This window comes from Olsenella sp. KH1P3, assembly GCF_900167315.1.
Lineage (GTDB): Bacteria > Actinomycetota > Coriobacteriia > Coriobacteriales > Atopobiaceae > Olsenella_J > Olsenella_J umbonata_A.
This window is the reverse complement of record NZ_FUWQ01000001.1, coordinates 545871-564818: the sequence shown is the minus strand read 5'-3', so window position 1 is coordinate 564818 and position 18948 is coordinate 545871. Positions and strand designations below refer to the sequence as shown.

General features: G+C 66.0%; 18 protein-coding genes. All 18 read right to left on the bottom strand.

The annotated features are described in order from the left end of the window. Positions 1 to 275, bottom strand: a 275-nt coding sequence (locus B5D13_RS02385; RefSeq protein WP_143327736.1) for a helix-turn-helix domain-containing protein, incomplete at its 3' end; no start/stop codon positions are given. Positions 276 to 379: 104 nt separating this feature from the next. Next, positions 380 to 1054, bottom strand: coding sequence for a DivIVA domain-containing protein (locus tag B5D13_RS02380; RefSeq protein ID WP_078686709.1), 675 nt, complete (start codon positions 1052 to 1054; stop codon positions 380 to 382). Positions 1055 to 1128: 74 nt separating this feature from the next. Continuing rightward, the gene (locus tag B5D13_RS02375; protein ID WP_078686708.1) at positions 1129 to 1383 is read right to left on the bottom strand and encodes a YggT family protein; all 255 of its coding nucleotides are present in this window, start codon (positions 1381 to 1383) and stop codon (positions 1129 to 1131) included. A gap of 3 nt (positions 1384 to 1386) precedes the next feature. After that, the gene (gene proC, locus B5D13_RS02370) at positions 1387 to 2190 is read right to left on the bottom strand and encodes a pyrroline-5-carboxylate reductase (RefSeq protein WP_234970631.1); all 804 of its coding nucleotides are present in this window, start codon (positions 2188 to 2190) and stop codon (positions 1387 to 1389) included. An 8-nt stretch (positions 2191 to 2198) separates the two neighbouring features. Next, positions 2199 to 2927 (bottom strand): cell division protein SepF, encoded by a 729-nt coding sequence (locus B5D13_RS02365; RefSeq protein ID WP_078686706.1) that lies wholly within the window; start codon positions 2925 to 2927, stop codon positions 2199 to 2201. A gap of 55 nt (positions 2928 to 2982) precedes the next feature. Beyond that, on the bottom strand, positions 2983 to 3720 hold the full coding sequence (locus tag B5D13_RS02360) for a YggS family pyridoxal phosphate-dependent enzyme (protein WP_078686705.1): 738 nt from the start codon (positions 3718 to 3720) through the stop codon (positions 2983 to 2985). Beyond that, positions 3717 to 4571, bottom strand: coding sequence for a purine nucleoside phosphorylase YfiH/LACC1 family protein (locus tag B5D13_RS02355; RefSeq protein WP_078686704.1), 855 nt, complete (start codon positions 4569 to 4571; stop codon positions 3717 to 3719). The genes B5D13_RS02360 and B5D13_RS02355 overlap by 4 nt, the downstream gene beginning before the upstream one ends. Before the next feature lie 8 nt (positions 4572 to 4579). Further along, a complete protein-coding gene (gene ftsZ / locus B5D13_RS02350) occupies positions 4580 to 5704 on the bottom strand; it encodes a cell division protein FtsZ (protein WP_078686749.1) in 1125 nt (374 codons plus the stop codon). Positions 5705 to 6035: 331 nt separating this feature from the next. Then, positions 6036 to 7286: a cell division protein FtsQ/DivIB gene (locus B5D13_RS02345; RefSeq protein ID WP_078686703.1), complete on the bottom strand. Its 1251-nt coding sequence runs from the start codon at positions 7284 to 7286 to the stop codon at positions 6036 to 6038. A gap of 87 nt (positions 7287 to 7373) precedes the next feature. Continuing rightward, positions 7374 to 8294, bottom strand: a complete 921-nt coding sequence (gene murB, locus B5D13_RS02340; protein WP_078686702.1) for a UDP-N-acetylmuramate dehydrogenase — start codon at positions 8292 to 8294, stop codon at positions 7374 to 7376. Then, positions 8294 to 9715: a UDP-N-acetylmuramate--L-alanine ligase gene (murC, locus tag B5D13_RS02335; RefSeq protein ID WP_078686701.1), complete on the bottom strand. Its 1422-nt coding sequence runs from the start codon at positions 9713 to 9715 to the stop codon at positions 8294 to 8296. Before murC ends, murB begins: the two co-directional genes overlap by 1 nt. A gap of 72 nt (positions 9716 to 9787) precedes the next feature. Next, complete coding sequence (gene murG / locus B5D13_RS02330; RefSeq protein WP_078686700.1) at positions 9788 to 10918, bottom strand: undecaprenyldiphospho-muramoylpentapeptide beta-N-acetylglucosaminyltransferase; 1131 nt, start codon at positions 10916 to 10918, stop codon at positions 9788 to 9790. Then, positions 10908 to 12602, bottom strand: coding sequence for an FtsW/RodA/SpoVE family cell cycle protein (locus tag B5D13_RS02325; RefSeq protein ID WP_078686699.1), 1695 nt, complete (start codon positions 12600 to 12602; stop codon positions 10908 to 10910). Before B5D13_RS02325 ends, murG begins: the two co-directional genes overlap by 11 nt. Further along, on the bottom strand, positions 12603 to 14027 hold the full coding sequence (gene murD / locus B5D13_RS02320; RefSeq protein ID WP_078686698.1) for a UDP-N-acetylmuramoyl-L-alanine--D-glutamate ligase: 1425 nt from the start codon (positions 14025 to 14027) through the stop codon (positions 12603 to 12605). A gap of 10 nt (positions 14028 to 14037) precedes the next feature. Beyond that, complete coding sequence (gene mraY / locus B5D13_RS02315) at positions 14038 to 15069, bottom strand: phospho-N-acetylmuramoyl-pentapeptide-transferase (protein ID WP_078686697.1); 1032 nt, start codon at positions 15067 to 15069, stop codon at positions 14038 to 14040. Beyond that, complete coding sequence (gene murF, locus B5D13_RS02310) at positions 15069 to 16514, bottom strand: UDP-N-acetylmuramoyl-tripeptide--D-alanyl-D-alanine ligase (protein WP_078686696.1); 1446 nt, start codon at positions 16512 to 16514, stop codon at positions 15069 to 15071. The genes mraY and murF overlap by 1 nt, the downstream gene beginning before the upstream one ends. A 50-nt stretch (positions 16515 to 16564) precedes the next feature. Next, entirely contained in the window at positions 16565 to 18262 is a 1698-nt protein-coding gene (locus B5D13_RS02305; RefSeq protein WP_234970630.1) for a peptidoglycan D,D-transpeptidase FtsI family protein, read from the bottom strand. A gap of 86 nt (positions 18263 to 18348) precedes the next feature. After that, positions 18349 to 18876: an FtsB/FtsL family cell division protein gene (locus B5D13_RS02300; RefSeq protein WP_078686694.1), complete on the bottom strand. Its 528-nt coding sequence runs from the start codon at positions 18874 to 18876 to the stop codon at positions 18349 to 18351. Between the last annotated feature and the right edge of the window lie 72 nt (positions 18877 to 18948).

The window sequence follows — 18948 nt, the reverse complement described above, 5'->3', positions numbered from 1 at the left end:
ATGCCGAACCTCTCCATGGCCTCGGGCTTCGTCATGCCCTCGTCGACGACGGCGCGCGCGGCGGCGACCTTGGTCTCATATGAGTAGACGGCGTATTTCTTTCCCATGTCTGTCAGCCCCTCGATGCCGACGGATCTGTACGTGTCGATCCATTTTCTCACGGCCTCGTAGGGAACACCGATCAGGCTGGAGATGGCTTTGACACCGTTCCCCGCGTCGTAGAGCTCGGTGGCTTTCGACCTCGTGGCGGCGTCGTACAAAGTTCTTCGGGTCATGAAAGAAGCCTCCCTTTTCTCATGTCCAAGAAAAGGGAGGCGGTTCACATGGGAGGGGCCTTGCTTTGGAAGTCGCAATTCTGTCGGTGGGCCTTCGCTATACGCTAGTCGAGGTCGCTGAAGTCCATGTTGCCAGCAAAGCCGTTGGTGTCCTGCTCTGCGATCGGCGCGGGAGCAGCGACGGGGGCGGGGGCAACAGGAGTCTGCGCAGCGGGCTTTGAGCCGTTCGGGGTGCTGAGGCTCTGCTGCGGGAAGACGGCGTCGGCATCGTCGATGAAGTGCTGCAGGAGCTTCTTGTACTCGCTGCGGAAGTCCTCGCGGGACTGCTTCAGACGATCAATCTCATCAAGCTCGTTCTGCTTCTCGGCCAGGGCCTGGCGAATGACCTCGCGAGCCTTCTGGTCAGCCTCGTTGCGGATGTTCTCGGCGTTGGCGCGGGCGTCGGCGACAAGCTTGTCAGCGCTCTGCTGAGCGACGATGAGGACCTGGGAGATCTGGTGCTCGGAGGCGGAGTAGTCGGGTGCGGGAGCGGGAGCGGCAACGGGCGCGGGAGCGGTGCCCTGCTCCTTGAGCTGGGCAACCTGGGCCTGAGCGGCAGCGAGTTGCTGCTCGGTGGTGTTGAGACGACCCTTGAGGTCGGCGATCTTCTGGAGCATCGCGTCGACCTCGGTGGCAAGCTGGTCGAGGAATGCGTCGACCTCTTCGGTGTTGTAGCCGTCCTCATGCTTCTTGGCCTGGTCAAACGTCATCTGTTCAATGTCTGCTGGGGTGATAGCCATAATGTTCCCTTTCAACTATGTCTCATGCTACGTCAGCAGTGCGTTTTACCGCTTTAGGTAGTATAACCCGAATCCTAAATGAGTATTCGCTGCATCAGCCTAAGGATAACCTCAAGGACGAGTATCGCGAGGACGGGCGAGAAGTCCACTCCGCCAAGGGGCGGAACGAATCGCCTAAAGAGACCGACGTAGGGCTCGGTGAGCGTCAGGAGCGCGCCGCGGATGTCTTCCACGACGCCTTCTGCCGTGGAGAACCACGAGAGCACCGCGGCCGCGACTATGAGCCAGGAGTATATGTCGACGAGCCGATAGAACGCGGTAAGAAGCATGTCCTACTCCCCCGCCAGCTCGACGGTGCGCCTGAGAGCCGCGTCGATGGCACCCTGGACGCCCCCGATCAGCGCGGGCTCGAGCTCTCTCAGGCCCGCGGCCGTGGTTCCGCCCGGAGAGGTGACCTTCTCCATGTAGGCACGCGGATGCTCGCCCGACTCGAGAAGCTGGTCGCAGACGCCGCGCATGGTCGAGAGGACCATCTCGCGGCAGGCCTGGGCCGGAAGCCCCTTCTCGACGCCGGAGCGCGTCAGGGCATCCACCATGAGGGCAACGTAGGCGGGACCGCAGCCCACCACGGCGCCCTCGGCGTCCAGCTGGTCCTCACGCATGACCTTGGCGGAGCCGAGCGCGCCGAAGATCTGGAGCGCGACGTCCATGTCGGCATCGCTCGCCAGGTTGCCCCGACAGAGCGCGGATGCGCCGGAGAGCGCCTGGACCGGCAGGTTGGGCATGACGCGCACCACGCGGGAGTCGGAGAGCATCTCCTCGAGAGTCGCGATGCTCACGCCCGCGGCGATCGAGACGACGAGCTTCCCGGCAAGCTTGGCGCGAACCACCTCAACGGACTGGCGCAGGACCTGGGGCTTGATGGCGAGGACGACCACGTCGGGGTCGCACGCCAACATCTCGCCGGCATCGGGAAACGTGCGGACGCCCTTTGCCGAGAGGGCCGCGAGCTTGTCGTCGTTGTGGTCGCAGGCCATTACCCGAGAGGGGTCCGCACAGCCGGAGTTGACCAGACCGGCAGCGATGGCCCCTCCCATGGATCCAGCGCCGATTACGGCAACGGTTGCTTCGAGCATGCGCATCGCTACCTTTCGATGGTGCCGTCGGCGTCAAGCTTGTCGATGTCTGCCTGGGAGAGCTGGACGCCCTGGGGCATGACCACGAAGACGCGGTCGCCGAGCTCGTCGACCTGTCCGCTGATGCCGCAGGCGAGGCCGAACGAGAAGTCGAGGATGCGCTTGGCGGTGTCAATGTTGGTATTCTTGAAGACCAGGACAACAGGCTGGCCCGTGCGAACGCGACGGACGACCATCTGGACATCGTCGTAGGAGACGGGCTTCAGCACGTAGGGCGGAAGCTGCCCGGAACTGACGCGCGGAACCGCCTTGAGCCCCCTGTCCGCGGGGGTGTTGCCGTTGGTGGTGTTGCCCAGGACGGAATCGTGGGCGGCTGCGCGAGCGGCGCCCTGCGGGATCTGCGTGGTCTCGTCAGAGGCAAAGCTGTCAGAGTAGGAAGGGCGCGGGGTGTACTCGGTGCGCGGCGCGTAGTCGGGGTTGGGCGCGGGGTGCTGGTATCCGCCGGAGTAGCTCGAAGTGCCGCGCGCGGGCTCGTTGCCCAGGGGCCTGCCGGAGCGGGTGTAGACGGAGACGCTCTCGGCCTCGGGACGGGGGCTGTTGCCCAGAAGACCCGTGCCCTCGTGGGTGTTCTGGCCGTAGTCGTCCATCGGCTCGTCGTAGTCGTCGTAGTAGTCGTCGCCGTAGTAGTTGTCGTCAGCGGGACGAAGCCTGTCCCTGAGGTTGTCGAGGAGACCCATATTATCCCCGCCTTCCCGGCCCGGACGTCACCCGGGTCAATCAACAATCGTCCTATTATTCCGTCACGAGGTCGTGGTTGGGATCGAAAACCGTTCTACCAAGCCTAACGAGGGTAGAGCCCTCCTCCACCGCGATGGCGAAATCATCACTCATTCCGCAGGAAAGTGTAGCAAGACCGAGGCCGCTCTCCGAGCTCAGCTGCTCCCGAAGTTCGCGCAGACCCGAAAACGTTCTGCGAGCGGCGTCGGGGTCGTTGGCGGGGGCCATGGTCATGAGGCCGCAGATCTCGATGCCGCCCATGCCAAGAAGGTCATCCATCTCGCTATGAACCTCCTCGGGGGTGAAGCCCGACTTGGACTCCTCGCCCGAGACGTTGACCTCGAGCAGGACGCGCTCGCTATGGCCGCGAACCTCGGCGCGCTTCGAGATGGCCGTCGCCAGGTGCGCGGACGAGACGGAGTGAATCAGCGACACCCTGCCAAGGACCTGGTTGATCTTGTTCGTCTGCAGGTTGCCGATCATGTCGAAGCGGACGCCGTCCATCTCGGGATGGCTCTCGATGCCCGCGAGCTTGCGCACGAGCTCCTGGGGACGGTTCTCACCGAAGGCACGCCATCCGGCCCGCCAGGCGAGCACCACCTCGTCCACCCCCACGGTCTTGGAGACCGCGATGGCCTCCACCTGATCGGCGCCGCGCCCAGAGACGCGAGCAGCCTCCTCGATGCGCGCCAAAATCCGCGCGCGGCGTGACGTCAGGAATTCGAGATATCCCTCGCGCTCCTCATCAGTCACAAGTGGTCACCTTCCCAAAAGACGTTGGTTGTGACGGCACCGGTATCGGAGCCGTCTCCGCGCATGAGCGCGATGGCGCCATGCCGGCCGCACGAGCCGCCCTCGGCGCGATACGAGTAGAACCTGTCGGTGGAGCGAGGGGTCGAGACCCTGGAGTCCACGACGTTTTGCGGATCAACCCCGACATCGGCCAGGGCCAGCCCGATGGCGCAGGCAAGGTCGAGCCGCCGTCCGGGCAGCGCGACCTTCTCGCCGAACTCGTCGACGAAGCGAGTCAGGAGCTCCTCGGAGACCTCGTAGTCCTCCCCCGCGATGTGCGGGCCAATGTAGGCCACGGACGCAGCCGGGTCGGAACCGGTCACGCGCGAGAGCTCGAGCGTCGCCTTTGCGGCGATGCGGGCGATGGTGCCACGCCATCCGGAATGGGCGACGGCGAATCCGCCGGGCTGGGCCACGACAACCGGGACGCAGTCGGCAAAGCACAGGAGCACCGGCACGTCGGCGACGGTGCACACGACGGCATCGGCACCCTCGCGAGCCTCGAGCCGCGAACGCTCAACGGCCTCGTCGGAGGCCGACGTGACGCTCACGATGCGGTCGCCGTGGACCTGCCTGGGGTTGACCAGCCTGTCAAGGAGTCCCCCGGCACCGACCGCGCAAAGCAGCCTGCGACGGTTCTCGGCCACGTCAGCGGGGTCGTCTCCGCAGGCGTCGCCCAGGTTGAGCGAAGAGAACTGCCCCTTCGAGACGCCACCGGTACGCTCGGTAAATGCGAACGTGACCCCGCACGGGCGAGAAAGGTCGCCCAGCAGGGTCACGCCGCAGGATTCGTATCTGTCAAGCCCCGCCACAATCGTCCCTAGAGACGGCTGTGCTTGAGGAACTCGGGGATGTCGAACTCCTTGTCGTTGTTGGAGCCCGAGCTGTGGGGCGCGGGGGCAGACGGCGCCGTGGGAGCGGGCGCGGGACGGCTGGAGGGGCGGGAGCTGCTGCCCAGGTTCAGCGTGGGGAGCGGCTGCTGCACGTTGCCGTCGTTAAAGCCGGTCGCGATGACCGTGACGCGAACCTGGTCGCCCAGGCTCTCGTCGACAACGGTGCCGAAGATGATGTTCGCGTCGGGGTCGACGTTCTGCGCAACGAGGTCGGCAGCGTCGTTGATCTCCTGAATGCCCAGGTCCTTGTTGCCCGCGATGGACAGAAGGACGCGCGTGGCACCGTCGATGGAGGTCTCGAGCAGCGGGCTCGAGATGGCCTCGGCGGCGGCGTCGGAGGCGCGGGTGTCGCCAGAGGCGAGGCCGACGCCCATCATTGCGGTTCCGGCGCCGCGCATGATGGTGCAGACGTCAGCGAAGTCGAGGTTGATCAGGCCGGGGACCGTAATCAGGTCGGTAATGCCCTGGGTGCCCTGGCACAGGACGTCGTCAGCCATGCGGAAGGCCTCGAGGAAGGAGGTCTTCTTCTCGGAGAGATCGAGCAGGCGGTCGTTCGGGATGACGATCAGCGCGTCGACGTTGTCGGACAGCGTCTGGATGCCGTCCTGGGCGCGGTTGGTGCGGGGACGGCCCTCGAAAGTGAAGGGCTTGGTCACGACGCCGACGGTGAGGGCACCCACGTCGTTCTTGGCGATGTCGGCCACAACGGGAGCCGCACCGGTGCCGGTGCCGCCGCCCTCGCCCGCCGTGATGAAGACCATGTCAGCGCCGGCAAGGGCCTGCTTGATCTCGTCATGAGAGTCCTCGGCCGCCTCTGCGCCGACCTCGGGGTTGGCGCCCGCGCCCAGGCCGCGGGTGATGTCCGCGCCGATGTGGACCTTGATGTCGGCATCGGAGATGGCAAGTGCCTGCGCGTCGGTGTTGATGGCCACGAACTCGACGCCGCGGATGCCCTCCTCGATCATGCGGTTGACAGCGTTCGTTCCGCCTCCGCCAACGCCTACGACCTTGATGACGGCAAGGTAGTTGCTCGAAATGTCGTTGTCGATCATGGTTCCTCCTCGCTTGGCGGCGGACTTGGGTGCGCTCGCCTCTTCCCTCACGGGCGCAGTCTGGACGCCGTCGATAGTCATCTCGGCCTGCTCCACGACTTCCTTCTGCTTGTTGCGCTTCGTATCCATAGGTTCGTTTCTGTTCGTTGTCTCACTGGTGTCGTCAGGCTCTGAAAAACCCTAAACCTCAGGTATAGGCATATGCCCATCTCAAAGCGACGTATATTTGCACACTTGAAGGTTGCACGTCAACAGATTTGTGTGAAATGTGAATTACAAAGATAGAAGGCGCGTTCCACCTGCGAAAACAATGTCGACCCTAACCTGAGCCTTAGGTTCCGTCCGTTCCGTCTCCCGAGGTGGAATCGCCGTCGGCGGACGTCTGTCCGGACCCCCTGGATTCGCCGGCGGTCCCCGAGGATGCGGCGGCCGACGACGAGGCGCTCGGGTCGCCGTAGGCGTAGTCGGTGCCGGACGTGCCACTGCCCTGCCCAACGTAGTCCGAGTCAACCTTGCGGAAGGAGGGCTTGGAGGGCACGCGGACGTTGATGTAGGTAATCTTGCCGGCGTACTGGTCAAGGATCTCCTTGATCACGCTCTCCTTTGACGAGATGTTCGAGGGCGACCCCAGGGCGATCTCGACGCCGCTCGAGAGCGTGCACCTGATGCCCTCGAGGCTCGATGCCGAGAAGCTTACGATCTGGCTCGAGATGTCCTGCCCGAGCTCATTGCGATAGCTCTCGACGGCCTTCAGGACGTCGTCGGTCGCAGTGGAGCCGGCAACGGGGCTCACCGTGGAGGGCACGTCGGTGACGAGCACGGCCCCCGCCTGCTGGGCCATGGCCAAGGCGACCGAGTCGCGAGACTGCCCCTCGGCCACCTGTATGGTGACCGGCTCGATCCACGTGTTGTCGGAACTGAGGTACCAGGCGACGTCACCGGTGCTCATGACCACGAGCGCGTCAGCCCTGCGCTCCTCCACCACGATGTTGAGGGAGTCCGGGAACTGCTTCTCGAAGGTGACGTTGCCTACCCAGGGGTTCTTGCGCAGGTTCTTGACGACGGCGTCCTCGTCGAGGTTGAGCAGCGTCGAGCCCTCGGGCAGTCCCGCGAGCTTCTCGACGTTCTCGGCGCTCACGTGCTCGGTGCCCTGGGCTCTCACGTGAGTGATGGTGAAGGCGGGCGTGTACGAGAGCAGGAGGTAGCCCAGAAGGACCACAAGGAGGATCGCCGCGACGACGATGCCAACGATGATCGCGATGCGCACGCGACCGGCGACCTGCGTGCTCTCGGCACTCCCCTTGCGCGTGCGAGGCGCAGGGGTCTCGGAGGGGGCGCCGGCCTTGTCCTTGGCCCTCTTGCCGAAATGCGGCAGCCTGGGCGAGAAGTCCGTGGCCTTCGCGCTCGCGGCCGCCCTGACGGTCGCCACCTTGGCGACCTTGCGGCCGGCCGCGACGGGACGGCCCACGCCGGCGCGCACGCCCCTCTGCGGGACCGCCACGGCGCGTCTCTGGGCGCGAGCAGCACCCGCCGAGCCGCCGCCCAGGACGCTGGGACGGGGCTTCGCAGAACGCGCTGCCATGCCCCGCCTGGGGACCGCTCCGCCGGGGCGCGGGGTTCCCTTGGGGGCGTTTCGCTTTGTGGGCCTCCTCGTTGCCATCGTTGGGGCCTACGCCCTTCGCTTGTCGAAACCGAGGCACTTTACCTCGGGCTGGAGGTTGATTGAGTACTTCTCCAAGACCGCGTCATGCACGTGGCCCATGACGGCGATAACGTCGGAGGCGCTGGCGCCGCCCAGGTTGACGATGAAGTTCGCGTGCTGTGTGGAGACCTCGGCGTTGCCAACGCGGTAGCCCTTGAGACCGCAGGAGTCGATAAGCTGGCCGACGGAGCGGTCGCCGGGGTTCTTGAAGACTGAGCCGCAGGAGGGCTTTCCCATGGGCTGGCGGCTGCGCCTGCGCGAGATGAGGCGCTCCATCTCGTCGGTGATGCGGCGCTTCTCGGCGGGGGTCAGCTGGAAGGTCGCCTCGAGGATGATCTCGTCGGTGGGGATGGAGCACCAGCGATAGCCCCACTCGATGTCGCTCCCCTCGTAGCGCTGCAGACCGCCCTGGGGCCTGAGCGTGACGACGTGGTGCACGCGCGAGCCGATCCAGTCGTGGCGGGTTCCAGCGTCCATCGAGACGGCACCACCCACAGTGCCGGGAATGCCCACGCAGAACTCGAGACCGGAGAGCGAGTGCGAGATGGTCTCGCTCACGAGCTTGGAGAGGATCGCGCCGCCGCCGGCCGAGACCGTATCTCCCTCGAACGAGATGCGCGAGAACTCCTTGCCGAGCTTGATGACGCAGCCGTCGTAGCCCTCGTCGGCGACGAGGATGTTGGAGCCGCGCCCCATGACGACCCACTCGACGCCCTCCTTCCGGAGGATGTCGATGGTCTTGAGAAGTGCCTTGTAGCTGTGTGCGGTCACCATGAGCGCGGCCGGGCCGCCGATGCGGTAGGTCGTGTGGTGCGACAGGCGCTCGTCCCTCAGGACGTCAGCCTCGAAGGCGCCGGAGAGCGCCATGTATGCGTTGAAGACGCTCATTAGGCCTCGGGGTTCTCGTCGAGCTCGCGCTTTGCGGCGATGAACATGGGACCGATGGCGGTGACGTCGCCGGCGCCCTGGGTGATCAGGAGGTCGCCGGGACGACAGGTCTCGACCAGGTGCTGGACGAGGTCCTTGCGCTTGGCGATGAAGCACACGTCGCCGACGGAGCCGGCCTCCTGGACCTTGCTCGAGACGGTCTTGCCGGTGACGCCGGGGATGGGTGTCTCGCCAGCCGAGAAGACCTCGGTAACGACGAGCACGTCGGCGTCGTCGAAAGCGGTGGCGAACTGGTCGGCCAGAGACTGCGTGCGAGAGTAGCGGTGCGGCTGGAAGACGCAGACGATGCGGTCAAAGTCCAGGTCCTTGGCCGCGGCGAGGGTCGCCGCAATCTCGGTGGGATGGTGGCCGTAATCGTCCACGACGGTGATGCCGTCGATGTCGCCGACGTGGGTGAAGCGACGGTGCGCGCCCTTGAAGGTCGAAAGCGCGGCCGCGGCCTTGGCCACGTCGCAGCCGAGGGCCTCAGACACGGCGATGGCCGCCGTGGCGTTGGACATGTTGTGCCTACCGGGGTTGGCGTGGATGGTAACGCGCACGACGTCTCCGGAGGGGGTGCGCACGCCGAAGTGACTCTCGAGCTTGTGGTGGGAGTCCTCGGGGAGGCAGACGTAGTCGCAGCTCTCGTCGAAGCCGTAGGTCACAACCTTGCGGCCGGTGGACTGGGCGAGCTCGACGTAGTGCCTCACGTCGCCGTTGATCACGATGGTGCCCGCGTCACCGACAAGGTCCATGAACTTGCAGAAGGTCTTCTCGATGTTCTCCAGGGTGCCGTAGTGGTCGAGGTGGTCAGCCTCGATGTTGGTAACCACCACGACGTCGGGGTCGAGATAGAGGAAGGAGCCGTCGGACTCGTCGGCCTCGCAGACGAAATAGCCTCCCCTGCCGTCGCGGCCGTTGGTACCGTACTCCTCGACGATGCCGCCGATGAGGAAGGAGGGGTCCATGCCCAGGTGGTCGAGCATGCTGGCGACCATCGAGGACGTCGTGGTCTTGCCGTGCGTGCCGGCAACGGCGACCGTGGTCGCGTCAAGGGAGAGGTACGAGAGCATCTTCGCTCGGGGCCAGACGGGGATGCCCAGCTCTCGCGCTCGGATGACCTCGGGGTTGGTCTCGGGGATGGCCGAGGAGGTCACGACGACGTCGGGGGCGACATCGTCGATGGTGGACGCCTGGTGGCCCAGGTGAACCTCGACGCCGGCCTCCTCGAGGTCGCGGGCGTAGCGCGACTCCTTGAGGTCGGAGCCGCTCACCTTGCAGCCTCGCTCGTGAAGGACAAGGGCGATGCCGCTCATGCCGGCGCCGCCGATACCGATGAAGTGGGCGCGCTCGACGTGCGCCGGAACCATGGTCTCAGTCATGAAAGCCTCTCTATGCAACACTAGGGAGCCCGCGTTGCGCGGGCTCCCCTATACTGTACAAGAACGTGGGAGCTATGCCCTGAGCGAGGCGGCACTCTCCACTTGGTCTGCGAGTGCGCTGGCCGCCTTGTCCTGCCCCAGGCCACGCGCCGCATCGGACATAGCGCGGCGTCGATCAGGCTCGTCGATGAGCGAGAAGAGGCTCTTGGCGAACTCAGGCTCGTCGATGCGGTCGTCCGCCATCATGACGGCCGCACCGGCGTCCACCAGGTAGCGGGCGTTCGTGGTCTGGTGATCGGCGGTGGCCAGCGGGTACGGGACCAGCATGCTGGGAATCGCAAGCGCCGCAATCTCAGCGACGGAGGAAGCGCCCGAGCGCGACAGCACGAGGTCCGCGGCGGCAAGCACTTCTCCCATGTTGTCGATGTAGGGCATGACGCGCCATCGGCGCGCCTCCTGTTCGCCGAGCGCGAGCTGCTCGACGACGGAGTCGTACTCGCCCTTGCCGGTTGAGTGGACCACGTAGAGGTCGTCACGCGAGAGCAGCTGCTCCTTCAGGCCCGCAACGACCTGGTTGAGGTGGCGCGCGCCGAGCGATCCGCCGAACACCAGCAGCATGGTGGCGTCCTCGGGGATGCCGAGGGAGGCGCGGCCGCGGGAGCGCTCCGCCTCGATGACGCTGCGGCGAACCGGGTTGCCGGTGACGATGATCTGCGTGCCAGCGCTCACGCGGTCGCGGAACGCGTCGATGGCGACGGGGAGCGAAACGCAGACGCTGCGGACCTTTCCCGCAGAGGTCTTGTTGGCGAGGCCGGGCACGGAGTTCTGCTCGTGTACGAGCGCGGGCACGCCGTGCGAGTGGCACCAGTTGATGAGCGGGAGCTCGATGTAGGCGCCAAAGCCGATCGCGACGTCCGGCCTGCCGCTCTGGGCGAAGTCGGCGCCAAGCGTGCGCTCGGCACGCTTCATCTTGACGAGCGCCTGTATGAGCGTCCAGGGGCGAGAGCGATCGAAGCCCTTGACGTCGATGGGGCTGAACGGGAAACCGGCCTGTGGGACCAGCGTCGCCTCGAGGCGCGTGGGTTGTCCGTAGAAGTGAACCTCGTGACCGCGGTCCGCAAGCTCCTCCGCGAGCGCGAGCGCCGGGTTGATGTGACCCGCCGTTCCTCCCGCCGCGATTGCGACCTTGAGCCTATCTGCCACGCCTACCACTCCTTCTGTCCCCGAGGTCATAGTTGGTCCCGCGGACCTCGGGCCTTGAATCATCTTTCCTCAGGCGGTCGCCGGCAGAGGGGCCAAGGTCTATGCGCCTGCGACCGTTTCGGTCGGTAGTATACCTTGCGCCCTTGGACCTCGCACGCTCTTCACGCTCTCGTCTGAGCGCCTCCGGGCTGTTCGCACGCTCGGTTCCTCGCGCGGCCATGCCCTCGCGATAGGCCTCGCGCCTGCCGGGACGCTCGCGGCGCTCGACCGAGTCGGCGTGGCCTTCTCGCCCACCGCCCAGTACGGTAAAGGAGCGGCGCGGGGCCTCGAAGGAGGCCTGCAGCAGGGAGTGCCCGCGGGCGCTGCGGGGCGTGGGGCGACCCGCGTGCGAGAAGCCGTCGGAGCGCTCGTCGGGGGTGGCGCCGTCGCAGTCGTAGTCGTCCTGGCCCTGGCGCAGCGCGAAGCTGCGGCGGCGCGCGTCGTGCTCGGTATCGGGCAGCGTCGAGCGCAGCGAGACGTTAACCACCAGGCCGGCGAGCAGCAGGCTGGCGATGACCGAGGAGCCACCGTACGAGATGAACGGGATGGGCTTGCCCGAGAGCGGGAACACGCCCAGGACGCCCGACACGTTCAGCAGCATCTGGACGATGAGCATCGTGGTGCATCCCGCCGCGACGAGAGTGCCCGTGAGGTCGGGGGCGTAGCGCGCGATCCGGAATCCCGCCCAGAGCAGGACCATGAACGCGCAGATCATGCCCAAGGTCCCCACCAGCCCGCACTCCTCTCCGATGACGGCGAAGATGAAGTCGTTGTAGGCCATGGGAAGAAAGCCGTACTTCTGCTTGGACATGCCGATGCCCACGCCGAACAGCCCGCCCGACCCAAACGCATAGAAGCCCTGGATCAGCTGGTAGCCGGTGTTGTAACGGTCTGCCCACGGGTTAAACAAGGTGACGATGCGCTGGCGCGAGTAGTCATCCTTGAGCGAGATGAACAGGAAGCCGGCGATGCCAGCGAAAAGAAGGCCGATGATGAACTTCGCCGGGACGCCGCCGAGCAGACACATCGCCAGGAGCGTGGCCACGCAGATCATGACCGTGCCCTTGTCGGGCTGCAGGAGGATGAGGACGAACGGCACCACAAGGCCCAGCCCTCCAACCATGCGGGCACGCCCCGCGTCCGCGAAGCGGTCGCGGGAGTACTGGGTGATGAGGACCGCGCCGGCGATGACGACGGTGGCCTTCGCGAACTCGGAGGGCTGTAGCGAGAAGCCGCCGACGCTGATCCATCGCGTCGCGCCGTAGGCGTCCTGTCCGGCCGATGGCAAAAAGACAAGAAGGAGCAGGAAAATGGACCCAAGCATGAGGAACGGGAGGCCACGCCCGACGATGGAGCGATAGTCCACCAGGGCCGCAATGCTCGCGAGCCCCAGGCCGACGATGACGAAGACTGCCTGGCGCTGCAGGTAGTGCGCGGGGTCATACCCACCCTCCGCCGTGGTGAGCGCGGTAATGGAGGACGACGAGAAGATCATGAGTAGGCCGAAGCCCACGAGCGCCGCAACGGCCCCGATGAACACCAGGCGCGGCACCATGAAGCGCGCGGGCGTGCCGAAGAGCGTGCGCTCCTGCGGACGCGATTCCGCGCGGCGCCTCCTGCCGATGCGCGAGACGGGGGCACCCATTTACAGCTCCGCCTTGTCGGAGTCCGATAGCCCGGCTACGAGGCCCTTGAAGACCCGGCCGCGCTCGGCCATGTTACGGAACTCGTCAAACGAGGAGCAGGCGGGCGAGAGGAGCACGACATCGCCCTCGCGGGCGGCCTCATGGGCCGCGTCGAACGCCTCGCGCAGGTGCGGGGCACGAATGACGGCGAGGTTGGAGGACTCAAGGACCGCCGCGTCCTCGACGGCGCGCGCGATTCTCTCGCCGGCAGCGCCAAAGCACACGGCCGCCTTGCAGTGGCGCGCAACCAGCCTGGAGAGCGAGGCAAGGTCCGTCCCCTTGTCGTGGCCGCCCAGAAGCACGATGACGTGGCCCGCCTCATAGGCGACGAGGGCCTTCTCGACGGAGTCGGTGTTGGTCGCCTTGGAGTCGTTGACGTAGAGGACCCCGTCGACGGTGGCGACGGGCTCGTTGCGGTGCTCGAGCGCCTGGAAGCCCTGGAGCGCATCGGTGAGTTCGCGCGCATCACAGCCCAGCTCGAGAGCCATGGCGCACGAGAAGAGCGCGTTCACCACGTTGTGGGTCCCCTTGAGGGTGAGGTCCTCCACGCGAGAGAGCTCGCTCTCGCGGCCCGCGAGGCGCACGACGAGGACGCCGTCGCGGACGAAGGCCGCGTCCGGTCCCTCGGGCTCGACCGTGGCGCTGACCATGAGCGTACGCACGCCGCGCGTGGCGAGACGCGCGGCGACGCCGCGGCAGTACTCGTCGTCCTGGTACAGGACCGCAAGGTCCCCCCCGTCGAGGTTCTGGAAGATCTTCTCCTTTGCCTGGGCGTAGGCCTCGAGCGAGCCGTGCCACTCGACATGGTCCGGAGTGACGTTCAGGAGCGCCGCGACGCGGGGGTGCAGGAGCCTGGTGGTCGCAAGCTGGAAGCTGGAGAGCTCGGCGACGAACCACTCGCCATCGACTCGCCCGGAGACCTCGTCAGTGCAGAGGTTGCCGATGTTGCCGACGGCGACGGCCTGACGCCCAGCGGCATGCAGAAGCGCGGTGGTCAGCGAGGTCGTGGTGGTCTTGCCGTTCGACCCCGTGATGGCGACCCAGTCGCGGGGACTCTCGCGCCAGGCGAACTCGGGCTCGCCGATGATCTCTCGCGCATGGTCACGAGCAGAAAGGAAGAAGGGGCAGAACTCGGATATGCCGGGGCTTGCGATAGCGAGGTCGTAGCTCCCCTCGACGTCCTCGCTGCCCAGGACGACGCGGCCGCCCAGGGACTCGAGCTCGCGGGAGGCGTCTCCCTCGGTTGACGCGGATCCTCCGTAGACGGTGACCGAGCCGACGCGGTCGCCGAGGCCCAACAGGTAGCGGGCCACGTCCACGCCGGTCTTGCCCAGTCCGAGCACCAGGACGTCCCCCAGGTTTTCCGCAGTGCGTGCGAGCGTCAAAACGAGCCTCCTAGCTCAGTTGGAAGTACAGTGCGAAGCCAAGTGCCGCAAAGGCGGCGGAGACGATCCAGAAGCGGATGACGACCTTGGTCTCGCTCCAGCCCTTCTTCTCGAAGTGGTGGTGGATGGGAGCCATCAGGAAGACGCGCTTGCCCGTCGCCTTAAAGCTGATGACCTGGATGATGACGGAAAGCGCCTCGCAGATGAACAGGCCTCCCATGAGAAGTGACGTCACCTCGGTCTTGGTGAGGACCGCGAGGGCGGCGAACGCCGCGCCCAGCGCGAGCGAGCCCGTGTCGCCCATGAAGATGGACGCGGGGTAGCAGTTGTGCCAAAGGAAGCCGACCAGCGCACCCGCGATCGAGGCGGCAAACACGGCCAGGTTGACCTCGTTGTAGCGGAAGGCGACCATGGCCATGGCCATCATCACGACGAGCGTGCAGCCGCCCGCGAGGCCGTCGAGGCCGTCGGTCAGGTTGACGGCGTTGGAGAGGCCCGCCATGAGCAGGAACACGAAGAAGATGTAGAGCCAGGGCACGTAGAAGATGGTCCCCATGACCGTGAAGGTCGTAGTGAGGACGCCCAGGTCGATGGTGAAGCCGCCGGGAAACTCGACCGTCGGACGGATTCCGCAGAGGCTGACCGCCAGAACGCCGAAGACGACGGAGATCAGGATGAGGCCGATCATCTTCTGGGAGGGCGTGAGGCCCAGCGAGCGCTTGTGGGCAACGGACTCGATGTCGTCCAGAAGGCCGAGCGAGCCGGTGAGGTAGGTCGCGATGACGGCGAGCGTCAAGTCGACCGTCCAGCTTGCCTGCAGGAAGCAGGTGATGAGGACGGCGAGAAGGAACACGACGCCGCCCATGGTGGGCGTGCCCTGCTTGATCAGGTGGCGCTGGGGGCCGTCGGCGCGGATCTGCTGGCCGACGCCCTCGTGGCGCATCAGCTTGATGAAGGGCGTCATCAAAAACGCGGTCAGCACGCCGGCGATGGCGGCGGCAAGGAACACCTGGTAGGTAGGATAGCTTGGGTTGCCGAACATTAGGCAAGCACCCCTTTCACGAACGCGTCAAGGCCGGCGGAGCGCGATGCCTTCACGAGCACGAGGTCGTCCTCGCGCAGGATGGGAGCGATGACGCGGAGCGCCTCGTTGACGTCAGAGACGACCTCGAGCCTGTCCTCCGAGAAGCCCATGGTGCGGGCGGCCTCGACGGCGTGGCGGATGTCCTTCTCGCCCACCCAGACCAGGAGGTCGAGGGGCTTTGCCGCGGCATACGCGCCGATGTAGCCGTGGAGACGGGCGGCCTCGTCGCCCAGCTCTCCAACCTCGCCCAGGATGGCGACGCGCCTGCCCTCGCAGGACATCGAGCACAGCACGTCGAGCGCCGCCGCGATGGAGCTGGGGCTGGCGTTGTACGAGTCGTCGATCATGCGGGGCTTGCCCTCGGCGGTGACCACCTCGAGGCGCATGTGCGTCTGCGGCATGGTCGCGATGGCAAGCGCCGCCGCGCGGCGGTCGACGCCCAGGCGGTCGCAGATGGCCATGGCGAGCAGGAAGTCGCTCACGACGTGGCGACCGGGAACGTTCAGGCTGACGCTCAGGCTCTGGCCGTCCGAGAAGACGAGGCCAAGCGTGGGAAGGCCCTCCTCGTCGAGCGCAAGGCCCTCGGCCCTGACGTCGTCGTCAGGCGAGAAGCCCACCCTCTGGGTCTCGACGCCGGCCGGCTTCGCGAAGCCGTCGTCGATGAAGTCCGCAAAGTCGTTGTCCGAGGTCATGACCAGGAGCGAGCGTGTGACGTCCCCGTCCGAGCTCGGGCGCATGCCCTCGATGATCTCGGCCTTGGCGCGGGCGATGTTCTCGCGAGAGCCGAGCAGGCCGATGTGGCTCGTGCCGACGTTGGTGATGACGGCGACGTCCGGGCGGGCGCAGGCGGTCAGGCGCGAGAGCTCGCCCTTGTGGTTCATGCCCATCTCGGCCACGACGACCTCGTCGGTCGCCTCGGCGCCGAGGATGGTCAGCGGCAGGCCGATCAGGTTGTTGAAGTTGCCGGCAGTAGCGTGGGTGCGGTAGCGCGCGGAGAGGCCCTGGGCCAGCATATCCTTAGTCGTGGTCTTACCCACCGAGCCCGTCACGCCGACGACCTTCCACTGCGGGTTGCGCCCGCGCCAGAGGCCGGCGAGCCTCAGCATGAACTCCTCGGGGTCGTCGCCCTCGGCGCGCAGGACGCAGGAGCCCTTCTCGCGTGCCAGGGAGAGGAGCTCCGGGGAGGGCTCCGCGGTCACGACGACCGCGACCGCTCCGGCCTCGACGGCCTGAGGGGCGAAGCGGTTGCCGTCGACGCGCTCGCCGCGGAAGCACACGAAGACCGTGCCCTCGCCCACCTGGCGCGAGTCGGTCGCGACGTTGGTTGCCACGCGACCGTCCGCGCAGGCGAGCGCCTGGGCGCCCGTTGCGGCCACGATGTCGCTGACTGAGATGTCAAACATGAAATAGCCTCTATCCAAAAATCCAACGGAGCAGCGTTTTCGCTCCGAGCTTACGAGCTGGGCTCAACACCCATGTCAGAGAGGGCCTCACTCATGATAGTCGAGAAGAGCGGGGCAGACGAGCTCGACGCGAGGTACGGGGTGCCGTTCAGGCCAACGTAGACGAGCACCTTGGGGTTATCCGCCGGCGCAAAGCCGATGAGCGACGAGACGTACTTGTACTCGATGTAGCCGTTCTCGTCGGCCTGCTCGCCGGTACCGGTCTTGCCAGCGATGTCGTAGCCCTTGACCTGGGCAGCGGTTGCGGTGCCCGACTGGACGACGGTGCGCATCATGTCGGTCACGGCGTCGGCGGTCTCCTTCGAAACGGAAGTGCCCACGGGGTCCCAGGTGACCTCCTCGCCGCCCTTGCTGACGAGGAAGTGCGGCGTGACCAGGGTGCCGTCATTGGCAATGGAGCCGACCGCCTTCACCATCTGGACGAGCGGGATGGCGAGCGACTGTCCGAACGACATGGCGCCGATGCTCGCTCCGTCGTACTGGTTAAGCTGCTTGACCATGCCCTGGACCTCGCCAGGGAAGTCGATTCCCGTGGCTTGGCCGATCTGGAAGGCCGAGACGCCGTTGGCGAAGTTCGTCTCGCCGATCTCGTTCTGCGTGACCAGGGCTATGCCGGTGTTCGAGGACCTGCGAAGTATCTCTCTCAGGTCCATGGTCATGGTCTCGGTTCGACCATCGTCGTCGCGCACGATGTCGTCGCCGACCCTGACGCCGCCGGGAACCGAGAACGTGTCCATGGGACTGACCGAGCCGCTCTCCAGGCCTATGGCGGCCGTGAGCACCTTGAAGATCGAGCCGGGCTCGTAGGACGACGAGACGAGCTTGAGTGAGGTCGCGCCCTCCTCGATCGTGGACGTGTCGGTAACGTCGAACAGGGGCGTCGAGCAGGCCGCCAGAATCTCGCCGGTGGTGGGATCGGTCACCATGACCGAGCCGGAGTCGGCCTTGTACTGCTCGGTGCCCTTGACGATGGTCTCCTCGGCGACACGCTGGATGTCGATGTCGAGCGAGATGACGATGTCAGTGCCGTCCCGCGCCTCGTCAACCTCGGAGTGACCGCCCGCGATCGGCGTGCCGCCCTGCCCCGTCTCGAGGTACATGGTTCCGTTCTTGCCCTTGAGGATGTCGTTGTAGTAGTACTCGAGACCGGTCAGGCCGTCGCCGTCGATGCCGACGATGCCGAGCACCTGGCTTCCGATCGCGCCGTAGGGATAGACGCGCTTGGAGTCCTTCAGGCGATAGATGCCCTTGATGCCCTTCTCCTTGAGCTTCTGCTCTATCTCGTCGGCGTCGTCGGAGTCGACCTGGCGACTGATGTACGAGAACGTGCCCTGAACCCTCATCCTGCTGACGTAGTTTTTGGACTCGCCGCCCAGGACCTCCTCGAAGACGTCGCCGGCGCCGTTGGGGTCGTCGACCTCCTCGGGGTTGCAGTAGAACGTGGCACACTCCTTGCTCATCGCGAGCACGTTGCCGTTGCGGTCATAGATGGTGCCGCGCTTCGCCTGCAGCACGATGGCATTGCTGCGGCTCTGCTGGGCCTCTGCCGAAAGCGAGCTCGCAGTGACCACCTGGAGGTAGATCAGCTTGCCCACGACGAACGAGAGGACAAGCAGAAGAATGCAGCCGAGGATCTTGATGCACTGGTCAAAGTCGCGTGGCGGAACGCTGTTTGCGCGTCTACGCAAACGTGAGGCCTCGTCATACGAAGCCCCACGCATCTGGTTGCGCCCACGGCGCCTATTGTCTGAATGATATCTCACAACTCAAGAGTTTACGACTGCATGCTTGCCGAGCCCCCAGCGTTGGAACTCTGCGCAGCATCTGCAGAAGACGCGGGGGCAGAGGCGTCCTGGGCGGAGGAGCTTGCAAGGGAGGCCTGGGAGCCAGCCGCGGGGGAGCCAATCGTGAGCGTCTCGCAGGAGTCGGCGCGAACCATGCCATAGCACTGGCCGGCGATGTGGTCGATGCGTGAGGAGCTGGAGAGCACGGAGCGCTCGGCCTGGAGGTCCTTGTTCGTCGACTGGGCGGAGGCGATGTCCTGCCTGAGGGAGGCCGTCTGCTGCATCTGGACGACGGTCGTCGCGGAGAGGGCGACGCGCACGACACCGCAGCACACGAAAACGGCCACGGCCGCCATGACAAGGACGAAACGGGAGAAGAACACGTGCGAGATGCCCTGGCGAACCTTTGCGTCAAGCCCGCCACCAGTGACGACGCCAAATGGTGCGTGGCGATGGACTTCCTGCTCACGCTCCCCCGCGACGCCGTAGAGGCTGTAGGCCTCGGAACCCTGGTACATGGTGAACTCCCCCGTTGACTGGAAGGGCCACCGCGTGCGGTGGCTCCTTGTGGTGTGGTAGTAGTACGTTTG